The 21,638-nt window shown below is 64.9% G+C and carries 22 protein-coding genes; 11 read left to right on the top strand and 11 right to left on the bottom strand.

The genetic code is table 11. The annotated features are described in order from the left end of the window. Positions 1-5 precede the first annotated feature (5 nt). The 3 genes from C7389_RS12835 to C7389_RS12825 all read left to right on the top strand — a co-directional run bounded on the left by C7389_RS12835 (position 6) and on the right by C7389_RS12825 (position 2,500). Complete coding sequence (locus C7389_RS12835; protein WP_133592012.1) at positions 6-269, top strand: DUF4212 domain-containing protein; 264 nt, start codon at positions 6-8, stop codon at positions 267-269. Positions 270-438: 169 nt separating this feature from the next. Next, positions 439-699 (top strand): DUF4212 domain-containing protein, encoded by a 261-nt coding sequence (locus C7389_RS12830; protein WP_133592010.1) that lies wholly within the window; start codon positions 439-441, stop codon positions 697-699. A 13-nt stretch (positions 700-712) separates the two neighbouring features. Next, positions 713-2,500 carry a sodium:solute symporter family protein gene (locus C7389_RS12825; RefSeq protein WP_133592008.1) on the top strand — a complete coding sequence of 596 codons (1,788 nt, stop codon included), beginning with the start codon at positions 713-715 and terminating at the stop codon, positions 2,498-2,500. 125 nt (positions 2,501-2,625) lie between these two features. Here the strand turns inward: C7389_RS12825 and icd are convergent, their stop codons facing one another. Together icd and C7389_RS12815 are read right to left on the bottom strand one after the other, a co-directional pair. Beyond that, positions 2,626-3,870 (bottom strand): NADP-dependent isocitrate dehydrogenase, encoded by a 1,245-nt coding sequence (icd, locus tag C7389_RS12820; RefSeq protein WP_133592006.1) that lies wholly within the window; start codon positions 3,868-3,870, stop codon positions 2,626-2,628. Between the two features lie 275 nt (positions 3,871-4,145). Then, on the bottom strand, positions 4,146-6,380 hold the full coding sequence (locus tag C7389_RS12815) for an NADP-dependent isocitrate dehydrogenase (protein ID WP_133592004.1): 2,235 nt from the start codon (positions 6,378-6,380) through the stop codon (positions 4,146-4,148). Between the two features lie 547 nt (positions 6,381-6,927). Here C7389_RS12815 and aceK point away from each other — a divergent pair. Continuing rightward, on the top strand, positions 6,928-8,697 hold the full coding sequence (gene aceK / locus C7389_RS12810) for a bifunctional isocitrate dehydrogenase kinase/phosphatase (RefSeq protein ID WP_133592002.1): 1,770 nt from the start codon (positions 6,928-6,930) through the stop codon (positions 8,695-8,697). Positions 8,698-8,725: 28 nt separating this feature from the next. On the opposite strand, the gene soxB is transcribed toward aceK, so the two are convergent. The 5 genes from soxB to soxY all read right to left on the bottom strand — a co-directional run bounded on the left by soxB (position 8,726) and on the right by soxY (position 12,862). Continuing rightward, the gene (gene soxB, locus C7389_RS12805; RefSeq protein ID WP_133592000.1) at positions 8,726-10,447 is read right to left on the bottom strand and encodes a thiosulfohydrolase SoxB; all 1,722 of its coding nucleotides are present in this window, start codon (positions 10,445-10,447) and stop codon (positions 8,726-8,728) included. A 100-nt stretch (positions 10,448-10,547) separates the two neighbouring features. After that, positions 10,548-11,165, bottom strand: a complete 618-nt coding sequence (gene soxX / locus C7389_RS12800) for a sulfur oxidation c-type cytochrome SoxX (RefSeq protein ID WP_211168353.1) — start codon at positions 11,163-11,165, stop codon at positions 10,548-10,550. A gap of 10 nt (positions 11,166-11,175) precedes the next feature. Beyond that, the gene (soxA, locus tag C7389_RS12795; RefSeq protein ID WP_133591996.1) at positions 11,176-11,970 is read right to left on the bottom strand and encodes a sulfur oxidation c-type cytochrome SoxA; all 795 of its coding nucleotides are present in this window, start codon (positions 11,968-11,970) and stop codon (positions 11,176-11,178) included. Positions 11,971-12,061: 91 nt separating this feature from the next. Beyond that, entirely contained in the window at positions 12,062-12,373 is a 312-nt protein-coding gene (gene soxZ / locus C7389_RS12790; RefSeq protein WP_133591994.1) for a thiosulfate oxidation carrier complex protein SoxZ, read from the bottom strand. 21 nt (positions 12,374-12,394) lie between these two features. Then, a complete protein-coding gene (gene soxY, locus C7389_RS12785; protein ID WP_133591992.1) occupies positions 12,395-12,862 on the bottom strand; it encodes a thiosulfate oxidation carrier protein SoxY in 468 nt (155 codons plus the stop codon). A 353-nt stretch (positions 12,863-13,215) separates the two neighbouring features. Between soxY and C7389_RS12780 the strand changes: the two genes are divergently transcribed. Beyond that, positions 13,216-13,515, top strand: coding sequence for a c-type cytochrome (locus C7389_RS12780; RefSeq protein WP_133591990.1), 300 nt, complete (start codon positions 13,216-13,218; stop codon positions 13,513-13,515). 14 nt (positions 13,516-13,529) lie between these two features. Further along, complete coding sequence (locus C7389_RS12775; protein ID WP_133591988.1) at positions 13,530-14,807, top strand: NAD(P)/FAD-dependent oxidoreductase; 1,278 nt, start codon at positions 13,530-13,532, stop codon at positions 14,805-14,807. An 87-nt stretch (positions 14,808-14,894) separates the two neighbouring features. Here C7389_RS12775 and C7389_RS12770 read toward each other — a convergent pair whose 3' ends face one another. From C7389_RS12770 to coaBC, 3 genes are read right to left on the bottom strand one after another with little or no spacing between them, the layout of a single operon-like run. Next, a complete protein-coding gene (locus tag C7389_RS12770) occupies positions 14,895-15,323 on the bottom strand; it encodes an NUDIX domain-containing protein (protein WP_281275382.1) in 429 nt (142 codons plus the stop codon). Between the two features lies 1 nt (position 15,324). After that, positions 15,325-15,774 (bottom strand): dUTP diphosphatase, encoded by a 450-nt coding sequence (gene dut / locus C7389_RS12765; RefSeq protein ID WP_133591984.1) that lies wholly within the window; start codon positions 15,772-15,774, stop codon positions 15,325-15,327. A gap of 18 nt (positions 15,775-15,792) precedes the next feature. Then, a complete protein-coding gene (coaBC, locus tag C7389_RS12760; RefSeq protein ID WP_133591982.1) occupies positions 15,793-17,004 on the bottom strand; it encodes a bifunctional phosphopantothenoylcysteine decarboxylase/phosphopantothenate--cysteine ligase CoaBC in 1,212 nt (403 codons plus the stop codon). Between the two features lie 43 nt (positions 17,005-17,047). Between coaBC and radC the strand changes: the two genes are divergently transcribed. From radC to rpmG, 3 genes are all read left to right on the top strand, one after another. Then, the gene (gene radC / locus C7389_RS12755) at positions 17,048-17,731 is read left to right on the top strand and encodes a RadC family protein (RefSeq protein WP_133591980.1); all 684 of its coding nucleotides are present in this window, start codon (positions 17,048-17,050) and stop codon (positions 17,729-17,731) included. Between the two features lie 118 nt (positions 17,732-17,849). Next, on the top strand, positions 17,850-18,086 hold the full coding sequence (gene rpmB, locus C7389_RS12750) for a 50S ribosomal protein L28 (RefSeq protein ID WP_133591978.1): 237 nt from the start codon (positions 17,850-17,852) through the stop codon (positions 18,084-18,086). Positions 18,087-18,128: 42 nt separating this feature from the next. Next, positions 18,129-18,296: a 50S ribosomal protein L33 gene (rpmG, locus tag C7389_RS12745; RefSeq protein ID WP_004335521.1), complete on the top strand. Its 168-nt coding sequence runs from the start codon at positions 18,129-18,131 to the stop codon at positions 18,294-18,296. A gap of 148 nt (positions 18,297-18,444) precedes the next feature. Here the strand turns inward: rpmG and C7389_RS12740 are convergent, their stop codons facing one another. Continuing rightward, positions 18,445-18,648: a cold-shock protein gene (locus C7389_RS12740; RefSeq protein ID WP_107493706.1), complete on the bottom strand. Its 204-nt coding sequence runs from the start codon at positions 18,646-18,648 to the stop codon at positions 18,445-18,447. Positions 18,649-19,043: 395 nt separating this feature from the next. Here C7389_RS12740 and clpS point away from each other — a divergent pair, with 395 nt between their 5' ends. Together clpS and clpA are read left to right on the top strand one after the other, a co-directional pair. Further along, positions 19,044-19,352 (top strand): ATP-dependent Clp protease adapter ClpS, encoded by a 309-nt coding sequence (gene clpS, locus C7389_RS12735; protein WP_133591977.1) that lies wholly within the window; start codon positions 19,044-19,046, stop codon positions 19,350-19,352. Next, positions 19,353-21,629, top strand: coding sequence for an ATP-dependent Clp protease ATP-binding subunit ClpA (clpA, locus tag C7389_RS12730; protein WP_133591975.1), 2,277 nt, complete (start codon positions 19,353-19,355; stop codon positions 21,627-21,629). Positions 21,630-21,638 lie beyond the last annotated feature (9 nt).

Below are 21,638 nucleotides of genomic sequence, written 5' to 3'. Positions count from 1 at the left end.
CCACCATGACGCTGACCGCCCGACATCGCGCCTACTGGCGCCGCAACCTCGCCCTGACGCTGGGGCTGCTCGCCCTGTGGTTCCTCGTATCCTTCCTGCCCGGGTACTACGCTACCGAGTTGAACAACATCGTCTTCCTCGGCTTCCCGCTGGGCTTCTATGTCTTCGCCCAAGGCACGCCGCTGATTCACCTTTTGATCATCGGTATTTACGTGCTGATCATGAATCGCCTGGATAAGCGCTTCGGCGTAGACGAACACGGACGATAATCAAATAAAAATATTCTATCTATAAATTAGATTTTTATAAGGAAGCTGTAAGCTTTATCTTCCAATACTCCGCTTGTCCGTCCGCTGCGACCGGTTCAACAGGACTCCACGCCACTCTGCCGCGGCACGGGCCTTCCACACCGACAAAACGCATAAGAGGAGACAAGCAATGGAAAAGCCCAATGGAGGGGCAGCTTACTGGCGGGCAACGCTGGGGCTGCTGACTACCGTCCTGGTCCTGTGGTTCGTTGTGTCCTATGGCTTCGGCATCCTGCTGCGGCCGATTCTCGATGGCATCCACCTCGGCGGTTATCCGCTCGGCTTCTGGTTCGCCCAGCAGGGCTCGATCTACGCCTTCCTGGTGCTGATCTTCTGGTATGCGGCGCGCATGAACAAGCTCGACCGCGAACACGACGTCCACGAAGACTGAGGGGAATAGGCACATGGACCTGAAACTGCTCACATACATCGTCGTCGGCCTGTCCTTCGCCCTCTACATCGGCGTCGCCATCTGGGCCCGCGCGGCCAGTACCGGCGAGTTCTATGTTGCCGGCGGCGGCGTGCACCCCGTGGTGAACGGCATGGCGACGGCGGCCGACTGGATGTCCGCCGCGTCCTTCATCTCGATGGCCGGTCTCATCGCCTTCCTCGGCTACGGCGGCTCGGTCTACCTGATGGGCTGGACCGGCGGCTATGTGCTGCTGGCGGTGCTGCTTGCGCCCTATCTGCGCAAATTCGGCAAATTCACCGTGCCGGAGTTCATAGGCGACCGCTATTACTCGCGTACCGCCCGCATCGTCGCGGTGATCTGCCTCATCTTCATCTCCTTCACCTATGTGGCGGGGCAGATGCGCGGCGTTGGCATCGTGTTCTCCCGCTTCCTGGAGGTGGACATCGTCACCGGCCTGATGGTGGGCATGGGGCTAGTGTTCTTCTACGCGGTGCTGGGCGGCATGAAGGGCATCACCTATACCCAGGTGGCTCAGTACGTGGTGCTGATCTTTGCCTACACCATTCCGGCGGCCTTCATCGCGTTGCAGATCACCGGCAATCCCATTCCGCAACTGGGGCTGGGCGGCACGGTGGCAAGTGGCGAACCCTTCCTGCAGAAGCTGGACGCTGTGGTGCAGGACCTGGGCTTCGCCGCCTACACCTCGTCCAGCATGTCGACGATCAACATCTTCGCCATCACCTTCGCACTGATGGCGGGCACCGCCGGCCTGCCCCATGTGATCGTGCGCTTCTTCACCGTGCCCAAGGTGAAGGACGCGCGCTCTTCCGCCGGCTGGGCGCTGGTCTTCATCGCCATCCTCTACACCACCGCGCCGGCGGTGGGCGCAATGGCCAGGTACAACGTCCATGCCACGGTGAATAGTGCGGTCACCGCCAGCGGGGGCGACCTCTTCGCCACCGATTCCGCGCTGCTCTATGAGGCCCGGCCGGACTGGATGCGGCGCTGGGAGCAGACCGGCCTGCTGAAGTTCCAGGACAAGAACGGCGATGGCCGAATCCAGTACTACAACGACAAGAACACCAGCGCCGACTTCACCGCCCGGGCGGAGGCCGCAGGCTGGAAGGGCAACGAGCTCACCGTGGATAATGACATCATGGTGCTCGCCAACCCCGAAGTCGCCGGCCTGCCGAACTGGGTGATTGCGCTGGTGGCGGCGGGCGGCATCGCCGCCGCGCTGTCTACCGCGGCGGGGCTGCTGCTGGTGATCTCGGCGGCAATCTCCCACGATCTGCTCAAAGGCGTATTCATGCCCAGGATCTCGGAGAAGTCCGAACTGCTGGCGGGACGCCTGGCCGCCGCAGTGGCGGTGATGATTGCCGGCTACCTCGGCTACAACCCGCCAGGGTTCGTCGCCCAGGTGGTGGCCTTCGCCTTCGGCCTTGCCTGCGCCTCGCTCTTCCCCACCATCCTGCTGGGCATCTTCAGCAAGACGATGAACAAGGAAGGCGCGATCAGCGGCATGCTCGTCGGCCTGGGCTTCACCTTCGGCTACATCCTCTACTTCAAGGGCATCTTCATCACGCCGATGGCGGAGAACATTCCGGCCAACTGGCTGTTCGGCATCTCGCCCGAGGGGATAGGCATGGTGGGCGCCATCCTCAACGTGGTGGTCGCCTTGGTGGTGTCCAAGCTCACCGCGCCGTGCCCGGACCACATCCAGCACATGGTGGAGGACATCCGCACGCCGCGAGGCTCGGGGCTCGCCCACAGCCACTGATACCCGCAGGCTTGCCCTGAGCACAGCCCCGCCGGCCACCGGCGGGGCTTTTCACTTTCCGCCGGCGCAATGAAGAAGGCCGCCCTGGGCGGCGGCCTTGCCGGTTTGCGCCGCCCGGGCGCGTTCTACATGCGCGCGATCATCGCGTCGCCGAAAGCGGAGCAGCTGACTTCGGTGGCGCCTTCCATCAGGCGGGCGAAGTCGTAGGTCACGACCTTGTCGCCGATGGCGTCTTCCATGGACTTGATGACCCGGTCCGCCGCCTCCTTCCAGCCGAGGTGGCGCAGCATCATCTCGGCGGAGAGGATGAGCGAACCGGGATTCACCTTGTCCTGCCCGGCGTACTTGGGCGCAGTGCCGTGGGTGGCCTCGAAGCAGGCGTACTTGTCGGAGATGTTGGCGCCCGGCGCGATGCCGATGCCTCCCACCTGGGCGGCGAGCGCGTCGGAGATGTAGTCGCCGTTGAGGTTGCAGCAGGCGATCACGTCGTATTCCGCCGGCCGCAGCAGGATCTGCTGCAGGAAGGCATCGGCGATGGCGTCCTTGACGATGATCTCCCGCCCGCTCTTCGGGTTCTTGAAGCGGCACCACGGACCGCCGTCGATCGGTTCGGCGCCGAATTCCTGCTGCGCCACCTCGTAGGCCCAATCACGGAAGGCCCCTTCGGTGAACTTCATGATGTTGCCCTTGTGCACGATGGTGACGTTGCGGCGGTCGTTGTCGATCGCGTACTGCATCGCTGCGCGGAACAGGCGGGAGCTGCCTTCACGCGACACCGGCTTGATGCCGATGCCAGAGGTGGCGGGGAAGCGGATCTTCTTCACCCCCATCTCTTCCTGCAGGAAGCGGATAAGCTTCTTTGCCCCCTCGGACTCCGCCGCCCATTCGATGCCGGCGTAGATGTCCTCGGTGTTCTCACGGAAGATCACCATGTCCACCTTGCTCGGGTCGCGCAGCGGCGAGGGCACGCCGTTGAAGTAGCGCACCGGGCGCACGCACTGGTAGAGGTCCAGTTCCTGGCGCAGGGCAACGTTGAGCGAGCGGATGCCGCCACCCACCGGCGTGGTCATCGGCCCCTTGATGGAGACGGCGTACTCCTTCAGCGCGTCGAAGGTCTCCTTCGGCAGCCACTCGTCCGGGCCGTAGAGCCGGGTGGCTTTCTCGCCGGCGAACACTTCCATCCAGTGGATCTTCTTCCTGCCGCCGTAGGCTTTGTCCACCGCCGCGTCGATGACCTTGAGCATCACCGGCGTGATGTCCACACCGATGCCGTCGCCTTCGATGTACGGGATGATGGGTTCGTCGGGTATCGGCTGTCCGGGGACGATCTTGCTGCCAGCCGCCGGAACCTTGATGTGAGATGCACTCATTGCTGCCCCCTCCTGGTGTGCGCGTTGGACAAACGGATTTGCCTTTGCGACCGCCGGCCGGCGATGTCTATCCCTGGGCAGGATGCTGTTATTGATCGGCCGGAGCCGCCTTGACCGGACTGCGTTTCGATTATCCATGAAACACCGGCGCGGCTGAGGCGGGGGGAAACCCGGGCAAGGGCCCAGGGAAGCGGAAAAGAAAAACGCCGGGACCCGCCCGGCGTTCTGGTGCGACAGGATGGGCGCCCGCCCATCCCGGTCATCGCTGCAAGGTATCAAACACCCACCGTGGCCAGCGCGGCGTTGAAGGTGGTGCTGGGGCACATCACCGCCTTGCACTTGGCGGGATCCACCTGGTAGTAACCGCCGATGTCCACCGGCTTGCCCTGCACCGCCTTCAGCTCGGCGACAATGTTCTGCTCGCCTTCTTCCAACGACTTCGCCAGGGGGGCGAAGTGGGCGGCCAGCGCGGCATCCTCGGTCTGCGCGGCCAGCGCCTGGGCCCAGTACAGGGTCAGGTAGAACTGGCTGCCGCGGTTGTCCAGCTCGCCGGTACGGCGCGAGGGGGACTTGTCCAGGTCCAGCAGCTTGCCGGTGGCTTCATCCAGCGTCTTGGCCAGGATCTTGGCCTTGGCGTTGTCGTTCTTGATGCCGAGGTCTTCCAGCGATACCGCCAGCGCCAGGAACTCGCCCAGCGAATCCCAGCGCAGGTGGTTCTCTTCCACCAGCTGCTGCACATGCTTGGGCGCGGAACCGCCGGCGCCGGTCTCGTACATGCCGCCACCGGCCATCAGCGGCACGATGGAGAGCATCTTGGCCGAGGTGCCCAGTTCCATGATGGGGAACAGGTCGGTGAGGTAGTCGCGCAGGATGTTGCCGGTGACCGAGATGGTGTCCAGGCCGCGGGCGACCCGCTCCAGGGTGAAGCGCATGGCGCGCACCTGGGACAGGATCTTGATCTCCAGGCCCTGGGTGTCGTAGTCCTTCAGGTAGGTCTCGACCTTCTTGATCAGCTCGTTCTCATGCGGACGGTAGGGGTCCAGCCAGAACACCGCCGGCATGCCGGAGTTGCGGGCGCGGGTGACGGCCAGCTTGACCCAGTCGCGGATGGGCGCGTCCTTCACCTGGCACATGCGCCAGATGTCGCCGGCTTCCACGTTCTGCGTCAGCAGCACTTCGCCGGTGGCGAGGTCGGTGATGTTGGCGATACCGTCTTCCGGGATCTCGAAGGTCTTGTCGTGGGAGCCGTACTCCTCAGCCTTCTGCGCCATCAGACCGACGTTGGGCACGGTGCCCATGGTCTTCGGATCGAAGTTGCCGTGCCATTTGCAGAAGTTGATCATCTCCTGGTAGATGCGGGCGAAGGTCGACTCCGGCATCACCGCCTTGCAGTCGTAGGGCTTGCCGTCGGCGCCCCACATCTTGCCGCCCTGGCGGATCATGGCCGGCATGGAGGCATCGACGATGACGTCATTGGGCGAATGGAAGTTGGTGATGCCCTTGGCGGAGTCCACCATGGCCAGCTCGGGGCGGTGCTCCTGGCAGGCGTGCAGGTCGCGGATGATCTCGTCGCGCTTGGATTCCGGCAGGGTCTTGATCTTCTCGTAGAGGTCGACCATGCCGTTGTTGACGTTGATGCCCAGCTCGTCGAACAGCTTGCCGTGCTTGGCGAAGGCCTCCTTGTAGTAGATCTTGACGCAGTGGCCGAAGACGATGGGGTGCGAGACCTTCATCATCGTCGCCTTCACGTGCAGCGAGAACAGGATGCCGGCTTCGCGGCAATCCTCGAGTTCCTTCTCGTAGAACTCGCACAGCGCCTTCTTGCTCATGAACATCGAGTCGATTATCTCGCCGGCCAGCAGCGCGACCTTGGGCTTGAGCACGATGGTCTTGCCGGAGGCGGTGATCAGCTCCATCTTCACGTCGCGCGCCTTGTCCAGCGTCATCGATTTTTCGCCGTGGTAGAAGTCGCCGTGGTGCATGTGGGAGACATGGGTCTGCGACCACTGCTTCCACTCGCCCATGGAGTGCGGGTGCTTCTTGGCGTAGTTCTTCACCGCCAGCGGCGCGCGACGGTCGGAGTTGCCTTCACGCAGCACCGGGTTCACCGCGGAGCCCAGGCACTTGGAGTAGCGCGTCTTGATGGCCTTGTCTTCGTCGCTCTTCGGGTCTTCCGGGAAATCCGGCACCTTGTAGCCCTTGGTCTGCAGCTCCTTGACCGCGGCCTTGAGCTGGGCCACCGAGGCGGAGATGTTGGGCAACTTGATGATGTTCGCATCCGGCTGCAGCGTCAGCGCGCCCAGTTCGGCCAGGGTGTTGGGCACCTTCTGTTCGTCGGTCAGGAATTCGGGGAACTCCGCCAGGATGCGGCTGGCCAGCGAGATGTCGGCTTCCTCGACGTTGATGCCGGCGGGAGCGGTGAAGGCGCGGATCACCGGCAGGAAGGCGGCGGTCGCCAGCATCGGCGCTTCGTCGGTGATGGTGTAGAAGATGGTCGGCTGCTGCGACATTGCTTGTTTCTCCCTCATGGTCTGGGTGCGCTGATCGAACGATGGCGCGGACGGGCGGTGGCCCGAGGCGCCAGCGCGTCGAAAGACATGGGGAACGCGGGCCCGGCATGGAGAGCGCGCTCACCCGCGACTGTCTCCCGCCCTGTGCGCAGCCACTTCCGGCACGCCCGCGGCTTGTCTGCCTCCGCGGTGCCTCGCGACTCCCAACCGACTTTTCGAGCGCCGCATTATAGCGCCGCGACCCGGCGTGCACGCCAGAAGTAAAACAGGCTTTCACAATATGAAAAAATACAGAAGATAAAAGATATAAGACTTGCCGAGCCGGGTATCAAAAAATGCACCGACTGGAGCCATCAAGCCCTTGTTTTTCCTCCGGTAAGCGGCCTCCGCCCAGCCCCGCCACGCACCGGCCGGGCCGCGCCCTCCGTTCGTCCGCCCGGCCTTTCAAGCACGCCCGCAGGCAAGCGAACAGGGCCTCTCGCGCCGGCTGTTGCCAGCGCCTTCCGGCTGGGTATCCTGTGCGCATTGCCGCCAGGGGAAAGCCGAGATGGACGCGCCCTACAGGAACAGCCCGGTGTCGCTCGCGATCGCCCAGGCCCTCGTCGAGGGTTTCAACAAGCACTACCGCATCTTTCGCGAGACCTCGCGGCGGGCCAAGGAATTCTTCGAGGGCGCCGAATGGCAGGCCCAGCTGGACGCGGTGCGCGAGCGGGTGCAGTTCTACGACGACCGGGTGGACGAGACGGTGCAGCGCCTGCACCGCGAGTTCCATGCCGATTCGGTGGACGACGCCACCTGGCAGCAGGTGAAGCACCACTTCATCGCCATGCTGATCAAGCACAAGCAGCCGGAACTGGCGGAGAGCTTCTTCAACTCGGTGTGCTGCCGCATCCTGCACCGCACCTATTTCAACAACGACTACCTGTTCGCCCGCCCGGCCGCCTCCACCGAGTACATCGAGTCCTACCCGCCGGTGTATTCCAGCTACTACCCGCGCGACCGCGGCCTGGCCGGCACGCTGCGGGACATCGTCGAGGACTTCGACTGGCAGCGCCCCTTCGAGGACCTGGAGCGGGACATCCGCCACATCCTGCGCGCCGCCCACCAGCACCTGGGCCACTGGCCGAAGATGGAGGTGAACTGCCAGCTGCAGGTGCTGTACGCCGCCTTCTACCGCAACAAGACGGCCTACATCATCGGCAAGGCCATCAACGGCTACCAGGAATACCCCTTCACCCTGGCGGTGCGGCACAACGCCCAGGGCCTGCTCTACATCGATGCGGTGCTGCTGGAGGCCTGGCGCATTTCGGTGCTGTTCTCGCTGTCGCGCGCCTACTTCATGGTGGACATGGAGGTGCCGTCCGGCTACGTGCAGTTCCTGCGCTCCATCATGCCCAACAAGCCGCGCAGCGAGCTCTACACCATGCTGGGCCTGGGCAAGCAGGGCAAGACGATGTTCTTCCGCGACCTGCTCGCCCACCTGCGCCATTCCAACGACCAGTTCATCGTCGCGCCCGGCATACGCGGACTGGTGATGCTGGTGTTCACGCTGCCCTCCTACCCCTATGTGTTCAAGGTGATCAAGGATGTGTTCGGCAGCACCAAGAACGTCGATCGCGCCACGGTGAAGCGCAAGTACCTGCTGGTGAAGCAGGTGGACCGGGTGGGCCGCATGGCGGACACGCTGGAGTTTTCCTACGCGGCGCTGCCGCTGTCGCGCTTCCACCCGGAGTTGCTGGAGGAGCTGCGCCAGCTGGCGCCCTCCTGCTTCGAGATCGAGGGCGACAGCCTGGTCATCAAGCACCTCTACATCGAACGCCGGATGACGCCGCTCAACCTCTACCTGGAGCAGGCCAGCGACGAGGAGGTGGAGCATGCGGTGCGCGAGTACGGCAACGCCATCCGCGAACTGGCCATCGCCAACATCTTCCCCGGCGACATGCTGTGGAAGAACTTCGGCGTCACCCGCTACGGCCGCGTCGTGTTCTACGACTACGACGAGATCGAGTACATGACCAGCATGCGCTTCCGCCGCATTCCGCCGGCCCCCTACGAAGAGATGGAGCTGTCCGGCGAGCCCTGGTACACCGCCGGGCCGATGGACGTGTTCCCGGAGGAGTTCGCCACCTTCCTGCTCGGCCAGCCGCGGGTGCGCAAAGCCTTCCTCAAGCACCACGCCGACCTGCTGCAGCCGGATTTCTGGCGCGCGGCGCAAGACAAGATACGCAGCGGCTATGTGGAGGACTTCTTCCCCTATCCGGTGGAGCTGCGCTTCTGCAACCTCTTCCCGCGCCGGCGGCCGCTGCCGGCGGAGTGAAGCCGCCGGCTCGTCTGGCCGGCCGTTCTCAGATCAAGCCGGGATTGCCCGCCACGCCCTTCAGCACCGGCTGGGCCGGCGTGGCCAGCGGCACCACTCTGCGCCCGCGCAGGTAGCGCGCCACCACTTCCCACACCGGCTCGCCGGCATCCCTCGCCTCTTCCGCCACCGGGGCCCAGCCGGCCACGGTGTAGAGCTTGTCCGCTTCCAGCGGCCTGCCGTTCAGGCGCATGTCGCTGATGCGCCGGCCCATGGCCGCGGCCGGCTCGCAGGCGTACTGCAGCCCGCCCACCCGCACCATGTCGCCGCCCTGCTGGTAGTAGGGATCGGGGTTGAAAAGGTTGTCGCAGACGTCTTCCAGCACCGTCTTGATCGTCGCGCCGCTCATGCGCGTCACCGTGGTCCAGGGATAGGTGATGGCGGTCTGGTCCATCAGCTGCTCCATGGTCAGGGTTTCGCCCGGCAGCAGCGTGGTGCCCCAGCGGAAGCCGGGCGAGAAGGCGATCTCCGCCTCCTTCTCCGCCATCAGCGCGTCCAGCAGCAGCTGGTCCCAGGAGCCGTTGAAGTTGCCGCGGCGATAGAGCAGGCCCTCGGTGAGCGCCAGCGGTTCAGCCAGGCGCTCGGCGAAGGGCGCGCGCACCCGCTGGATGAAGGCGGCCATTTCGGCATCCGCCGGCAGCAGATCGGCGAACACCGGCAACAGGCGGTAGCGGAAGTCCGCCACCCGGCCGTCCTTCACCTCGAAGTCCATCACGCCAAGGAACTTGCCGTTGGAGCCGGCGTTGGTCACCAGCGTGCGGCCGCCGGGGTTGGCCACCACCACCGGCGCCGGCACGCCGTCGTGGGTGTGACCGCCGAAGATGGCGTCGATGCCGCTGACACGCGAGGCCAGCTTGAGGTCCACATCCATGCCGTTGTGCGACAGCAACACGACCACCTGGGCGCCCTCTGCGCGCGCCTGCTCCACCGCCTGCTGCAGGCCCTGTTCCTGGATGCCGAAGCTCCACTCCGGCGTGAGCCAGCGCGGATTGGCGATGGGGGTGTAGGGAAAGGCCTGGCCGATGATGGCCACCGGCACCCGGTTGATCTCGCGGATCACATAGGGTTTGAACACCGGGTCTTCGAAATCGGTGGTGCGCACGTTCTGCGCCACGATGTCGATGCGGCCGGCGAAGTCCTTCTCCTCCACTTCCTTGACGCGCTCCGCGCCGTAAGTGGATTCCCAGTGCAGCGTCATCAGGTCCACGCCCAGCAGCTTGGCGGCGTCCACCATGTCCTGGGCGCGGGTCCACAGCGCGGTGGCGGAGCCCTGCCAGGTGTCGCCGCCATCCAGCAGCAGCGCGCCGGGCCGGCTCGCCTTCAGGCGCTTGACCAGGGTGGCGAGCTGGGCGAAGCCGCCGACCTTGCCGTAGTTGCGCGCCGCCTCGGTGAAGTCCAGGCAGGTGAAGGCGTGAGCCTCGGCGCTGCCCGGCGGAATGCCGAAGCGCCTGAGCAGGTGCTCGCCCACCAGGTGCGGCACCTGCCCAGCCATGGCGCCGACGCCCAGGTTCACCGAAGGCTCGCGGAAATGCAGCGGCAGCAGCTGGGCGTGGCAGTCCGTCATGTGCAGCAGGCTGACGTTGCCGAAGCGCGGCAGATCGTAGAAAACCTCGCCGGCCCGCGCCGCCTCCGCCCTGCCGTTGTGCAGGGCCAGCCCCCCGGCGGCGGCCACCGCCAGCAGTTGCAGGAATTCTCGGCGATGCATGGACATGGGCGGGCTCCGCGGGCTGCGGCCGGCATCGGCCACAGCAGAAGAACGGGAATGAAAAAAGGCGGCGCTCCGCGAGAAGCGCCGCCGCTGGCCGGGCAGCCTACTGGTTGACCGGCGAGGCCGGGTCGAACAGGTAGGCCATCACATGCTTGATCTGGGCTTCGCTGAGGATATGGGCGTCGCCCATGCGCGGCATCTGCGAGCAGGCGTTGTAGGCCTTGGCGTTCCACAGCTTGCCCCAGGTGTACTTGACCATGCCTTCGTCGCTGCCGCGCAGCTTGCCGTAGCGGTGCAGGCTGGGGCCTATGGTGCCGAAGGAGAGTTCCTGCGGCGCCAGCTGGTGGCAGTTGTAGCAGCCGCCGCCGTTGCTCTCGCCGGCCTTGTCCGTCCAGGTGAGGCCGCGGCCACTCTGGGCGATCTTCTCGCCCTCCTTCCAGTCGCCGAAGAACTTGCCGTCGGCCGGCCAGCGCACCGTCTGCATCTGCTCGGCTTCGATCTGCCGCATGGCTTCCGCCGACGGCGGCACCAGCGCGGAACAGGTTTTCTGGAAGTCCAGCTGAAGCTGGCGGTACTTGCTGGCGATGCCGTTCTCCTTGAAGGAGGACTGCATCATCTCGCGCACCTGCGCGTCGTAGTCTTCGCCGGCGGCGGCGCTCAGGCCGGCGGTGGCGGCCAGCAGGGCGGCAAGCGCCGGCCGCAGGATGGAAACAGCTTTCATCGTGGGCACCTCAACGCTTCAGTCCAGGGGTTTGCAGCACGCCGCCCTGGGCGGTGGCCGCCATGTAGACCGACAGCGCCACCGTCACTTCGGAGGCGAACACCGGCTCGGCGGTGCGCTGCTGGCGGAAGCAGTCGTTGAGGCGGTGCTGCATGGTCCAGAACTGGCTATTGGACACCCGGTAGGCCGGCCAGCTGCCCCAGGCGGCGATGGCGCCTTCCTTGTGGGTGAGGTTGGGCAGATCCTGCAGGCGGATGCGTTTGCCGTCCTCGCCGTGGCAGGTGGCACAGGAGAAGTCCATCGGCCCGCTGCGGTAGTGGAAGGCGCGCTTGCCCAGCTCGTACATGCGGCGGGTCTGGGGATTGGCGAGGTCCAGCTGGATTTTCTGGCCACGGGAATGGGTGACGACGTAGGCCGCCAGCGCATCCATGGTCTTGCGCTCGCCCTTGTTCCAGTCGCCGTCCACCACCGCGGAGGCGGGAATGCCCTGCAGGGTTTCCATGCAGGTGAGCAGGCGGGATTCGAGGTCCTGCACCCGGCCGGTATCGGCGAAATAGCGCGGCATCCGGGCGAAAGCGCCATCCACCACGCCCGGCCCCTGGCCAAGGTCGCATTGCTCCAGCGTGGCCTTCTTCGGCCCGCGCGGCGTCTTCCACAGGCTTTCGCCTTCCATCTCGAACAGTTCGGCAGGGTTGCCGTCAGCGATCATCTCGCGGTACTTGGCGATCTCATCGGCGGTGGATTGCGCCTGTGCGCCGCCCGCCAGCATCGCCGCCAGCGCGGCCATGCCCAGGGTCTTTCTCATGCTGCGTCTCCGGGGACGGATGATTGGTCTGGTTTTGAGCGGACCGCCAAGGGCCCGCGGCGTGGCCGGCGAGGCCCGGCACGCGGCCCCGTCAGGCGATCTGGGCTTCGTCGCTGCGGCTGTCGCCCTTGTTGTCCACCCAGCTGACGACGATCTTGTCGCCCTTGGCCCCGCCCTCGAACTTGAAGGACAGGTAGGGGTTGGTGGACACCGAGGGGCCGAACTGGGCCGACAGCACCACCTTGTCGTTGTGCTTGGCGGTGAGCTCGGTGATGAAGTGGGCCGGCACCAGCGCGCCGCTGGAATCCTTGCGCTGGCCGGTTTCCATGACGTGGGACATGAGCACGCGCACTTCGGTAAAGCCATCCTTCACCGCGGCGCGGATACGCATCGGGTTTGCCATTCTCTTTCTCCTGTGCCCGGTTCAGCCGCCGCAGCCGCCGAGGGTGACCTTCACTTCCTTCTTGGTAACGTAGAACTTGCCGTCCGCCTTCACCACCGCGTAGATGTCGGAGGTCTGGCCCATCTTCACCCGGGTCTGCACTTCGGCCGCGGTACCGGCGGGAATCTCGAACTTGGCCGCCAGCAGATTGGGGTTCTTCTCGATCAGGATGGCGATCTGCTCGGTGTTGGGCAGCTTGCTGATCACGCCCACCGGCACCACCGCGCCGTTCTCGGCGATGTCCGGCGTGTTCAGCTGCACATCCGCACTGTCGCCCGGCTTGCCGGCACCCAGCGCCGCCAGCGCACTTTCCAGGTTCTTGGCCTCGAAGGCGCTCTTGTTCCAGGCCGCTTCGGCCAGTTCCGGCTTGATCAGGCCAGCCGCGACCAGCAGGCCGAAAATGCCCAGCCCGCCGCCCGCCTTCAGGGTATCCCTGCGCTTGTGGTCCATCTGCTTCTCCTGTTCATGAACGCGTTTTCCCTTACCCGCCCGGGGCTACAGCGCAGCGGCTTGGAACGCGAAACCGCACATTTTACCTTAGCGCCGCGAGCTATTTTTCCAATACGCCCGGCTCGCCCTCCGTGCGGCGTGGCAAACCCGGAGAATCCACGCCAAGGGCATAGCCAGGACAGACGCGCATATCCCTTGGCGGCGCCGCGACGCGCGGCGGCCGAGAACGCCTGCCCACCCCATCTTGTCGGAGGCAGGCCGGCGAGCCCGCGGCCCGATCCGCTCATTCCGCCGGGATATACTCGCAGCCCATCGTTGCGCGCCCCCAAACCCAGGAGAACCAGGAGAGACCGATGAAGCTTCATACCATGCTGGGCGCCGCGCTCTGCGTCCTGGCCGCGACCGCCGCCCGGGCGCAGGACCCGCAGCTGGCGCGCAACCTCGCCGCCACCTGTGCCAGCTGCCACGGCACCGAAGGCGCCAGCACCGGCGCGATGCCGCGGCTGGCCGGACAATCCCGCGCCGAACTGCTGCAGAAGATGCAGGATTTCAAGGCGGGCAAACGGCCGGCGACGATCATGCACCAGATCGCCAAGGGCTATTCCGACGAGCAGATCGCACTGATCGTCGATCACCTCTCCACCCGCCACTGATCCGGAGCGCAGCCATGTCGAGCAGACGCAACTTCATCAAGTCCGCCGCCGCGCTGGCCGCCGGAAGCACGATGCTGGCGGGCCTCTCCGCCTGCGCCGGCGGTGGCAGCCGCAATGCGGGCCATGTAGTCATCGTCGGCGGCGGCTACGGCGGCGCCACCGCCGCCAAATACCTGCGCATGTGGAGCCAGGGCACCGTCGCCGTCACCCTGGTGGAGCGCAACCCGGTGTTCATCTCCTGCCCCATCTCCAACCTGGTGGTGGGCGGCGTGAAGCAGATGGGCGACATCACGGTGGGCTACGACACCCTGCGCAGCCGCTGGGGCGTGAGGTTGGTGCAGGACGAAGTCACCCGCATCGATACCACCAGCCGCCAGGTCCATACCTCCGCCAGCGGTACGCTGAGCTACGACCGCCTGGTGCTCTCCCCTGGCGTCGACTTCATTCCCGGCGCGGTCGCCGGCCTGGACGGCCAGCAGGAGCGCATTCCCCACGCCTGGAAAGCCGGCCGCCAGACGGTGCTGCTGCGCCAGCAACTGGAAGCCATGCCAGACGGCGGCGTCTTCGCCATGCACATCCCCCAGACGCCCTACCGCTGCCCGCCCGGCCCCTACGAGCGCGCCAGTGTGGTGGCCGACTACCTGCGCCGCAACAAACCCAAATCCAAGGTGCTGGTGTTCGACGCCAACCCGGAGATCCAGTCCAAGAAAGCGCTGTTCACCGCCGCCTTCGCCGAGTACGGCGCGCTGCTGGAGTACCACCCGAACAGCGAGCTGCGCAGCGTGGATGCCGCCAGCCTGACGGCGGAGCTGGAGTTCGACAGGATCCACGCCGACGTGCTGAACGTGATCCCGCCGATGCGCGCCGGCGACATCGCCCGCAACGCCGGCCTGCCGCTGCTCAATGAGCGGTGGGTGGAGATCGACTGGCTGAGCTACGAGGCCAAGGGCGTTCCCGGCGTGCACGTGCTAGGCGACGCACTGTTCCCCGGCCCGGCCATGCCGAAGTCCGGCCACATGGCCAACCAGCATGCCAAGGTCGCCACCGCCGCCATTCTCAACCTGCTCGCTGGCGAGGCGCCCAACCCGGCACCAGTGGTGATGAACACCTGCTACAGCTTCGTCGATGCCAAGCGGGTGATCCACATCGCCTCGGTGCACCAGTACGACGCAGAGAAGAAACAGCCGGTGCCGGTTGCCGGCGCAGGCGGCGTATCAACCGCAGCCAGCGAGCTGGAAGGGGAATACGCGCTGTCCTGGGCGCGCAACATCTGGGCGGACATGCTGGGCTGACCTGCAGGCTGCTCCAGGCGCACGACAGACGTGGCAAGGGCCGGCAATTGCCGGCCCTTCTGCTTCATCCCGCCGCCCGGGCAGCACCTACCAGCCCAGCTCCAGCATCCACGGCGCCTGCGGCTGGCTCAACGCGACACGCACATAAGGCACGGTTTCCGCCGGCACTGCGGCCGCGTCGCACCAGACCAAGCGGTCGCACTTGTCCGGCTCCAGGATCTGCGCTTCGCCCTGCCATTCGCGGGCGCGCAGGAAGAAATCGATGCGGTTGCTGTCGGAGCGGCGATGCACCACGCCCAGCCACTCCAGCGCCCCCGCCTGCACCCTCAGGCCCGTCTCCTCGGCCAGCTCCCGCGCCGCCGCGGCCCGCACCGACTCGCCCTCCTCCACATGCCCGCCAGGCAGGCTGTAGAGGCCATCGAAGAAGCCGGTGCCGGCGCGGCGCATCAGCAATACCCGGCCTCCCCGTTCGCAGACGACATGGACGCCGGTCGGGATCCCGGCGTGCCGCCGCACCTCAGTGCTTGCCGGTGCTGCCGAATCCACCGGCGCCTCGGTCGCTCGCCGCAAAGTCATCGACGACGTTGAACCCCACCTGCAGCACCGGCACCACCACCAGCTGAGCGATGCGCTCCATCGGCTGGATGGTGAAGGCGTCCCGGCCGCGGTTCCACACCGAGACGAAGATCTGGCCCTGGTAGTCCGAATCGATCAAGCCGACGAGGTTGCCGAGCACGATGCCGTGCTTGTGTCCCAGGCCGGAACGCGGCAGCACCATCGCCGCCAGCCCGGGATCGGCCAGGTGGATGGCCAGGCCGCTCGGGACCAGCGTAGTCTCGCCCGGGTGCAGCACCACCGGCGCATCCAGACAGGCCCTCAGGTCCAGTCCGGCGGAACCGGCCGTAGCGTAGGCCGGCGGATGCGACTTGAGGCGGGGGTCGAGAAGCTTGACGTCGATGCGATGCATTTGGGTTCCTTGGTTGCGTCAGACCACCTTGCCGGACGCGGCGCGCGCATCCAGCAAGGCAGCAAGGTGGGTGACGATGTGCTGCGCCAACTCAGCCTTGGGCGCCCGCGGCAGCGGATGGCGGCCAGCATCGTCATACAGGATGATGGTGTTGTCGTCGCCGCCCAGGCCATCGCCCACCAGGTTGCCGACCAGCAGCGGCAGCTTCTTGTTGCGGCGCTTGCCTTCGGCATAAGTGTCGAGATCGCGGCTCTCGGCGGCGAAGCCGACGCAGAAGGGCGCATCCGGCAGCGCGGCGACTTCGGCCAGGATGTCCGGATTGGGCGTCAGCGCCAGGCTGCGGTCGACTGCGGATTTCTTGATCTTGTGCTCGGCCGACTCCGCCGGCCGGTAATCCGCTACCGCGGCCACACCGATGAAGACGTCCGTGCCCGGCAATGCCGCCAGCACCGCATCGCGCATCTGCAGCGCGCTCGCCACCGGCACCCGCCGCGCGCCAGGCGGTACTGGCAGCGCCACCGGCCCGCTGACCAGTATCACCTCGGCCCCGGCGCGAATACAGGCGCGGGCCAGCGCATAGCCCATCTTGCCGGAGCTGCTGTTGGTAATCCCACGCACCGGGTCTATCGCCTCGAAGGTGGGGCCGGCAGTCAGCACCACCTTGCGCCCCGCCAGTTGCTTCGGCGTGAAAAAGGCAAGCGTGCGTTCCAGCAACGCCTCCGGCTCCTCCATGCGCCCCATGCCGATCTCGCCGCAGGCCTGGTCGCCCGCGGCGGGGCCGAACAGCACCGCGCCGTCGGCGGCGACGGTGTCGGCGTTGCGGCGGGTTGCCGGGTGCTCCCACATCTGCCGGTTCATCGCCGGCGCCAGCAGCAGCGGACAGTCGCGTGCCAGACACAGGGTGGAAAGCAGGTCGTCCGCCCGTCCCTGCGCCAGCTTGGCGATGAAGTCTGCCGTCGCCGGCGCCACCAGGATCGCGTCCGCGTCGCGGCTGAGATCGATGTGTGCCATGCCGTTGTCCATGCGGACGTCCCACAGGTCGGTCCACACCGGATTGCCGGACAGGGCCTGAAAGGTCGGCGCGCCGACAAAATGCGCGCCAGCCTCGGTCAGCACCACGTGTACCTCGGCGCCGGCCTTGCCCAGCAGACGCACCAATTCCGCCGCCTTGTAGGCCGCCACGCCGCCGGTCACTCCCAGCACCAGTTTCTTGCCTTGCAGATCAATCATGACATTCAGCTAAAATCGGGTTGTACCCAAACAGGATAAGGCGATGGCGATCACGGACTGGCCCGAAACAGAAAGACCGCGGGAAAAACTACTCAGCCGCGGCCCGGACGCCCTGTCGGATGCAGAACTGCTCGCGCTGTTCCTGCGCGTCGGAGTGAAAGGCCGCAGTGCGGTGGACCTGGCCCGCGACCTCATCGCCCATTTCGGCACGCTGACCCGCCTCTGCGCGGCCGGCGCCGAAGAGTTCTCGGCCATCCCCGGCATGGGGCTGGCGAAGTATGCCCAACTGCAGGCGGTGATGGAACTGGCCCGCCGCGCCCTCAGCGAACGCCTCAGCGAGCGTGACATCTTCGACTCGCCCGCTGCAGTGCGCGAGTGGCTGCAACTGCGGCTGGGTCACCTTCCCCATGAGACCTTCTGCGTGCTACTGCTGGACGCCCGTCACAGCCTGATCGAAGCGGTGGATCTCTTCAGGGGAACGCTGACGCAGACCAGCGTTTATCCCCGCGAGGTAGTGAAGCTCGCCCTGTCCCGCAACGCCGCGGCGGTCATCCTCGCCCACAATCACCCCTCGGGGGCCGCCGAACCGAGCACCGCTGACCAGGTACTCACCCGCACGCTCACGGACGCGCTCGGGCTGGTGGATGTCCGGGTTCTGGACCATTTCATTATCCCAGCCCATGGTCGCCCCTACTCTTTCGCCGAGCACGGACTGCTACGCAGGTGAATCCGGTTCGGCTCCCCTGCCCGGGCATGAGGCATGCTCGTTCAAGGTCTTGCTTTTGCCTAGTCACCTACGGTATATTCGAACGCTTTTCGCAATCCGAATTCCCCTGGAGCATCGTATGGCTCGCGTCTGCCAAGTGACCGGTAAAGCACCGATGGTGGGAAATCACGTTTCCCACGCCAACAACAAAACCAAGCGCCGCTTCCTGCCCAACCTGCAAAACCGCCGGTTCTGGAGCGAGAGCGAAAACCGCTGGATCCGCCTGCGCGTTTCCAACGCGGGTCTGCGCACCATCGACAAGAAAGGCATCGACGTCGTCGTTGCCGAGCTTCGCGCCCGCGGCGAGAAGCTGTAACCGCGGGTCCACCCCGCCGTACCGAACAGAACGGAGAAAGCCATGGCCAAAGGCATCCGCGAAAAGATCAAGCTGGAATCCACTGCCGGCACCGGTCATTTCTACACGACCTCTAAGAACAAGCGCACCACCCCGGGTAAGCTCGAGTTCAACAAGTATGACCCGGTTGCTCGCAAGCACGTGCCGTACAAGGAAGTCAAACTGAAGTAAGCAGCACCGGGCGGGCCCAGCCCGCCCCGTAACACCTACGGCATCGGCCGTACGCACTCCAGAAAAAGCAGAAGGCCGCCGGTTCCCCGGCGGCCTTCTGCTTTTTCTGGCAGACCGTTGCCTGTAAGCGACGGCCCCGCCGAGACGATCAGGCCTTCTGGATGTTGGAAGCCTGCTTGCCCTTGGGCCCCTGCGTGACCTCGAAGGAAACCTTCTCGCCTTCCTTCAGGGTCTTGAAGCCGCTCATGTTGATGGCCGAGAAGTGCGCGAACAGGTCTTCGCTGCCATCGTCAGGGGTAATGAAGCCGAAGCCCTTGGAATCATTGAACCACTTAACAGTGCCAGTTGCCATATTGCCCTAATCCTTAAAGTTACTTGGTACAAGACCGGGTCCCTCCCGGCCGATGCTTCATGTCAAGTCAAGCGCAACCAGCACTGCCGATTCGGACCGAAGGGACGGCCACAACAAACAGAACCAGCGCATTACGTCTTGAACGATGCACCGGCTAGCTTTTACGCACTTGTCAGCACACCGTCAACGATTTCTTTCCAGTCTCATAATTCTGCGTTGCATCAATACGGCAGCCGGATTTGCACCTTTTTGATGGCACGTTTCTGGCTTTGAGAAGGGCGGCAGAACCTCGCTGCGGCACCGCATTCAGGGGTGTTGCAAATTGCCGGAATACCCCCAAATAGGTCCCGTGGCGGCGTGTTGCACTCTGCTTCGACTTGATTAGAATGGTCCGCATGGCCACGCATAAACAAGACGATTTCGTGTTGGAAGCGCAACGGACGCGCACCCGTCCGCCGCCGATGTACAAGGTGCTTCTGTTGAACGATGACTTCACACCCATGGATTTCGTGATCGTCGTCCTCCAGAAATATTTCGGCATGGACCGCGAACGTGCCACGCGGGTCATGCTCCAAGTCCACAGAGAGGGTATGGGGGTGTGCGGTGTCTTCCCCCGGGACATCGCCTCGACCAAGGTGGAACAGGTCGTCTCCTATGCCCGCCAGCACCAGCATCCGCTGGCATGCGTGATGGAGGAAAACTGAATGATCGCGCAAGAGCTTGAAGTCAGTCTGCATATGGCCTTCGTAGAGGCTCGGCAGAAACGCCACGAGTTCATCACCGTGGAACATCTGCTGCTCGCCCTGCTCGACAATCCTTCCGCCGCCGAGGTTCTGCGCGCCTGCGCAGCCAATCTGGACGAACTGCGGCGCGAGTTGACCAACTTCATCAACGAGCACACGCCGAAGGTCGAAGGTAGCGAAGAGATCGATACCCAGCCGACCCTTGGCTTCCAGCGTGTGATTCAGCGCGCGATCCTCCATGTGCAATCCTCCGGCAAGAAGGAAGTGACCGGCGCCAATGTGCTGGTCGCAATCTTCGGCGAGAAGGATTCGCATGCGGTCTATTTCCTGCAGCGCCAGAACATCTCCCGCCTCGACGTGGTGAATTTCATCTCCCACGGCATCGCCAAGACGCCCCAACACGGTGCGGGCACGCCTTCCGGACGCAGCGAGTCCGAACAGGGCGAGCAGGAGCACGAGGAGAAGGCCCCGGGCGGCGCGCTGGAAAACTACACGCAGAATCTCAACCAGCAAGCGCTGGTGGGCAAGATCGACCCGCTGATCGGCCGCGAGAAGGAAGTCGAGCGCGTCATCCAGACCCTGTGCCGTCGGCGCAAGAACAACCCGCTGCTGGTCGGCGAGGCTGGCGTTGGCAAGACCGCGATCGCCGAAGGTCTGGCCCGCCGCATCGTCGAAGGCCGCGTGCCGGAAATCCTGGAGAATGCGCAAGTCTATTCGCTGGACATGGGTGCCCTGCTGGCCGGCACCAAGTACCGCGGCGACTTCGAGCAACGCCTCAAGGCGGTACTGAAGCAACTGGTCGAGAACCAGGATGCCATCCTGTTCATCGACGAGATCCACACGCTGATCGGTGCCGGTGCAGCCTCCGGCGGCACCCTGGATGCATCCAACCTATTGAAGCCTGCGCTCTCCTCCGGTCAGTTGAAGTGCATCGGCGCGACGACCTACACCGAGTTCCGTCAGATCTTCGAGAAGGATCACGCCCTGTCCCGGCGTTTCCAGAAGGTCGATGTGGTCGAACCATCGGTGAATGAAACGGTGGAAATCCTGAAGGGGCTGAAGAGCCGCTTCGAGGAGCATCACGGCGTCAAGTACTCCAGTTCGGCGCTGTCCAGCGCTGCGGAGTTGTCGGCCAAGTACATCAACGATCGTCACCTTCCCGACAAGGCCATCGACGTGATCGACGAGGCGGGCGCGGCCCAACGCATCCTGCCGAAGTCCAAGCAGAAGAAGACCATCGGCAAGAACGAGATCGAGGAGATCGTCGCCAAGATCGCCCGTATCCCGCCGCGCACCGTGTCCAACGACGACAAGGCCGCGCTGAAGACGCTGGACCGCGACCTGAAGAACGTGGTGTTCGGCCAGAACAACGCCATCGACGCGCTCGCCAAGGCGATCAAGATGTCGCGTTCCGGCCTGGGCAACCCGCAGAAGCCGATCGGTTCCTTCCTGTTCTCCGGCCCCACCGGCGTCGGCAAGACGGAAGTGGCCCGCCAGCTTGCCTATACGCTGGGCATCGAGCTGGTGCGCTTCGATATGTCGGAATACATGGAACGTCATGCGGTGAGCCGGCTGATCGGCGCGCCACCGGGATATGTCGGCTTCGACCAGGGCGGGCTACTGACCGAGCAGATCACCAAGAAGCCGCATTGCGTACTGCTGCTTGACGAAATCGAAAAGGCACATCCGGACATCTACAACATCCTGCTGCAGGTCATGGACCATGGCACGCTGACCGACAACAACGGCCGACAGGCGGATTTCCGCAACGTGATCGTGATCATGACCACCAACGCAGGGGCGGACGTGATGCAGAAGTCGGTGATCGGCTTCTCCGCCAAGCGCGAGGTGGGCGACGAGATGTCGGAGATCAAGCGGATGTTCTCACCGGAATTCCGCAACCGCCTGGACGCCATCATCCCGTTCAAGGCGCTGGACAACGAGATCATCCTGCGGGTGGTGGACAAGTTCCTGATGCAGTTGGAAGCCCAGCTCCACGAGAAGAAGGTCGAGGCCCACTTCTCCGACGAGTTGAAGACCTGGCTGGCGGAGAAGGGCTTCGACCCGCTGATGGGTGCCCGCCCGATGGCCCGTCTGATCCAGGACACCATCCGGTCGGCGCTGGCGGACGAGTTGCTGTTCGGCCGGCTGGTCAACGGCGGCAGGGTCACCATCGACCTGGACGACGAGCAGAAGGTCAAGCTGGTGTTCGACGAGACGGAGGCGGTCACCGCCTGATCCCGCAGC

It is taken from the genome of Azoarcus indigens, assembly GCF_004361735.1.
Classification (GTDB): Bacteria; Pseudomonadota; Gammaproteobacteria; order Burkholderiales; family Rhodocyclaceae; genus Azoarcus; species Azoarcus indigens.
Note: the sequence above shows the minus strand (reverse complement) of the source record. Positions and strands in the feature narration are given on the sequence as shown.

What these genes read in the sequence shown, in the direction of transcription:
- C7389_RS12835 (WP_133592012.1), top strand. Translation starts at nt 6, where the DNA reads ATGACGCTGACCGCCCGACATCGCGCCTACTGGCGCCGCAACCTCGCC.
- C7389_RS12830 (WP_133592010.1), top strand. Translation starts at nt 439, where the DNA reads ATGGAAAAGCCCAATGGAGGGGCAGCTTACTGGCGGGCAACGCTGGGG.
- C7389_RS12825 (WP_133592008.1), top strand. Translation starts at nt 713, where the DNA reads ATGGACCTGAAACTGCTCACATACATCGTCGTCGGCCTGTCCTTCGCC.
- icd (WP_133592006.1), bottom strand. Translation starts at nt 3,870, where the DNA reads ATGAGTGCATCTCACATCAAGGTTCCGGCGGCTGGCAGCAAGATCGTC.
- C7389_RS12815 (WP_133592004.1), bottom strand. Translation starts at nt 6,380, where the DNA reads ATGTCGCAGCAGCCGACCATCTTCTACACCATCACCGACGAAGCGCCG.
- aceK (WP_133592002.1), top strand. Translation starts at nt 6,928, where the DNA reads ATGGACGCGCCCTACAGGAACAGCCCGGTGTCGCTCGCGATCGCCCAG.
- soxB (WP_133592000.1), bottom strand. Translation starts at nt 10,447, where the DNA reads ATGTCCATGCATCGCCGAGAATTCCTGCAACTGCTGGCGGTGGCCGCC.
- soxX (WP_211168353.1), bottom strand. Translation starts at nt 11,165, where the DNA reads ATGAAAGCTGTTTCCATCCTGCGGCCGGCGCTTGCCGCCCTGCTGGCC.
- soxA (WP_133591996.1), bottom strand. Translation starts at nt 11,970, where the DNA reads ATGAGAAAGACCCTGGGCATGGCCGCGCTGGCGGCGATGCTGGCGGGC.
- soxZ (WP_133591994.1), bottom strand. Translation starts at nt 12,373, where the DNA reads ATGGCAAACCCGATGCGTATCCGCGCCGCGGTGAAGGATGGCTTTACC.
- soxY (WP_133591992.1), bottom strand. Translation starts at nt 12,862, where the DNA reads ATGGACCACAAGCGCAGGGATACCCTGAAGGCGGGCGGCGGGCTGGGC.
- C7389_RS12780 (WP_133591990.1), top strand. Translation starts at nt 13,216, where the DNA reads ATGAAGCTTCATACCATGCTGGGCGCCGCGCTCTGCGTCCTGGCCGCG.
- C7389_RS12775 (WP_133591988.1), top strand. Translation starts at nt 13,530, where the DNA reads ATGTCGAGCAGACGCAACTTCATCAAGTCCGCCGCCGCGCTGGCCGCC.
- dut (WP_133591984.1), bottom strand. Translation starts at nt 15,774, where the DNA reads ATGCATCGCATCGACGTCAAGCTTCTCGACCCCCGCCTCAAGTCGCAT.
- coaBC (WP_133591982.1), bottom strand. Translation starts at nt 17,004, where the DNA reads ATGATTGATCTGCAAGGCAAGAAACTGGTGCTGGGAGTGACCGGCGGC.
- radC (WP_133591980.1), top strand. Translation starts at nt 17,048, where the DNA reads ATGGCGATCACGGACTGGCCCGAAACAGAAAGACCGCGGGAAAAACTA.
- rpmB (WP_133591978.1), top strand. Translation starts at nt 17,850, where the DNA reads ATGGCTCGCGTCTGCCAAGTGACCGGTAAAGCACCGATGGTGGGAAAT.
- rpmG (WP_004335521.1), top strand. Translation starts at nt 18,129, where the DNA reads ATGGCCAAAGGCATCCGCGAAAAGATCAAGCTGGAATCCACTGCCGGC.
- C7389_RS12740 (WP_107493706.1), bottom strand. Translation starts at nt 18,648, where the DNA reads ATGGCAACTGGCACTGTTAAGTGGTTCAATGATTCCAAGGGCTTCGGC.
- clpS (WP_133591977.1), top strand. Translation starts at nt 19,044, where the DNA reads ATGGCCACGCATAAACAAGACGATTTCGTGTTGGAAGCGCAACGGACG.
- clpA (WP_133591975.1), top strand. Translation starts at nt 19,353, where the DNA reads ATGATCGCGCAAGAGCTTGAAGTCAGTCTGCATATGGCCTTCGTAGAG.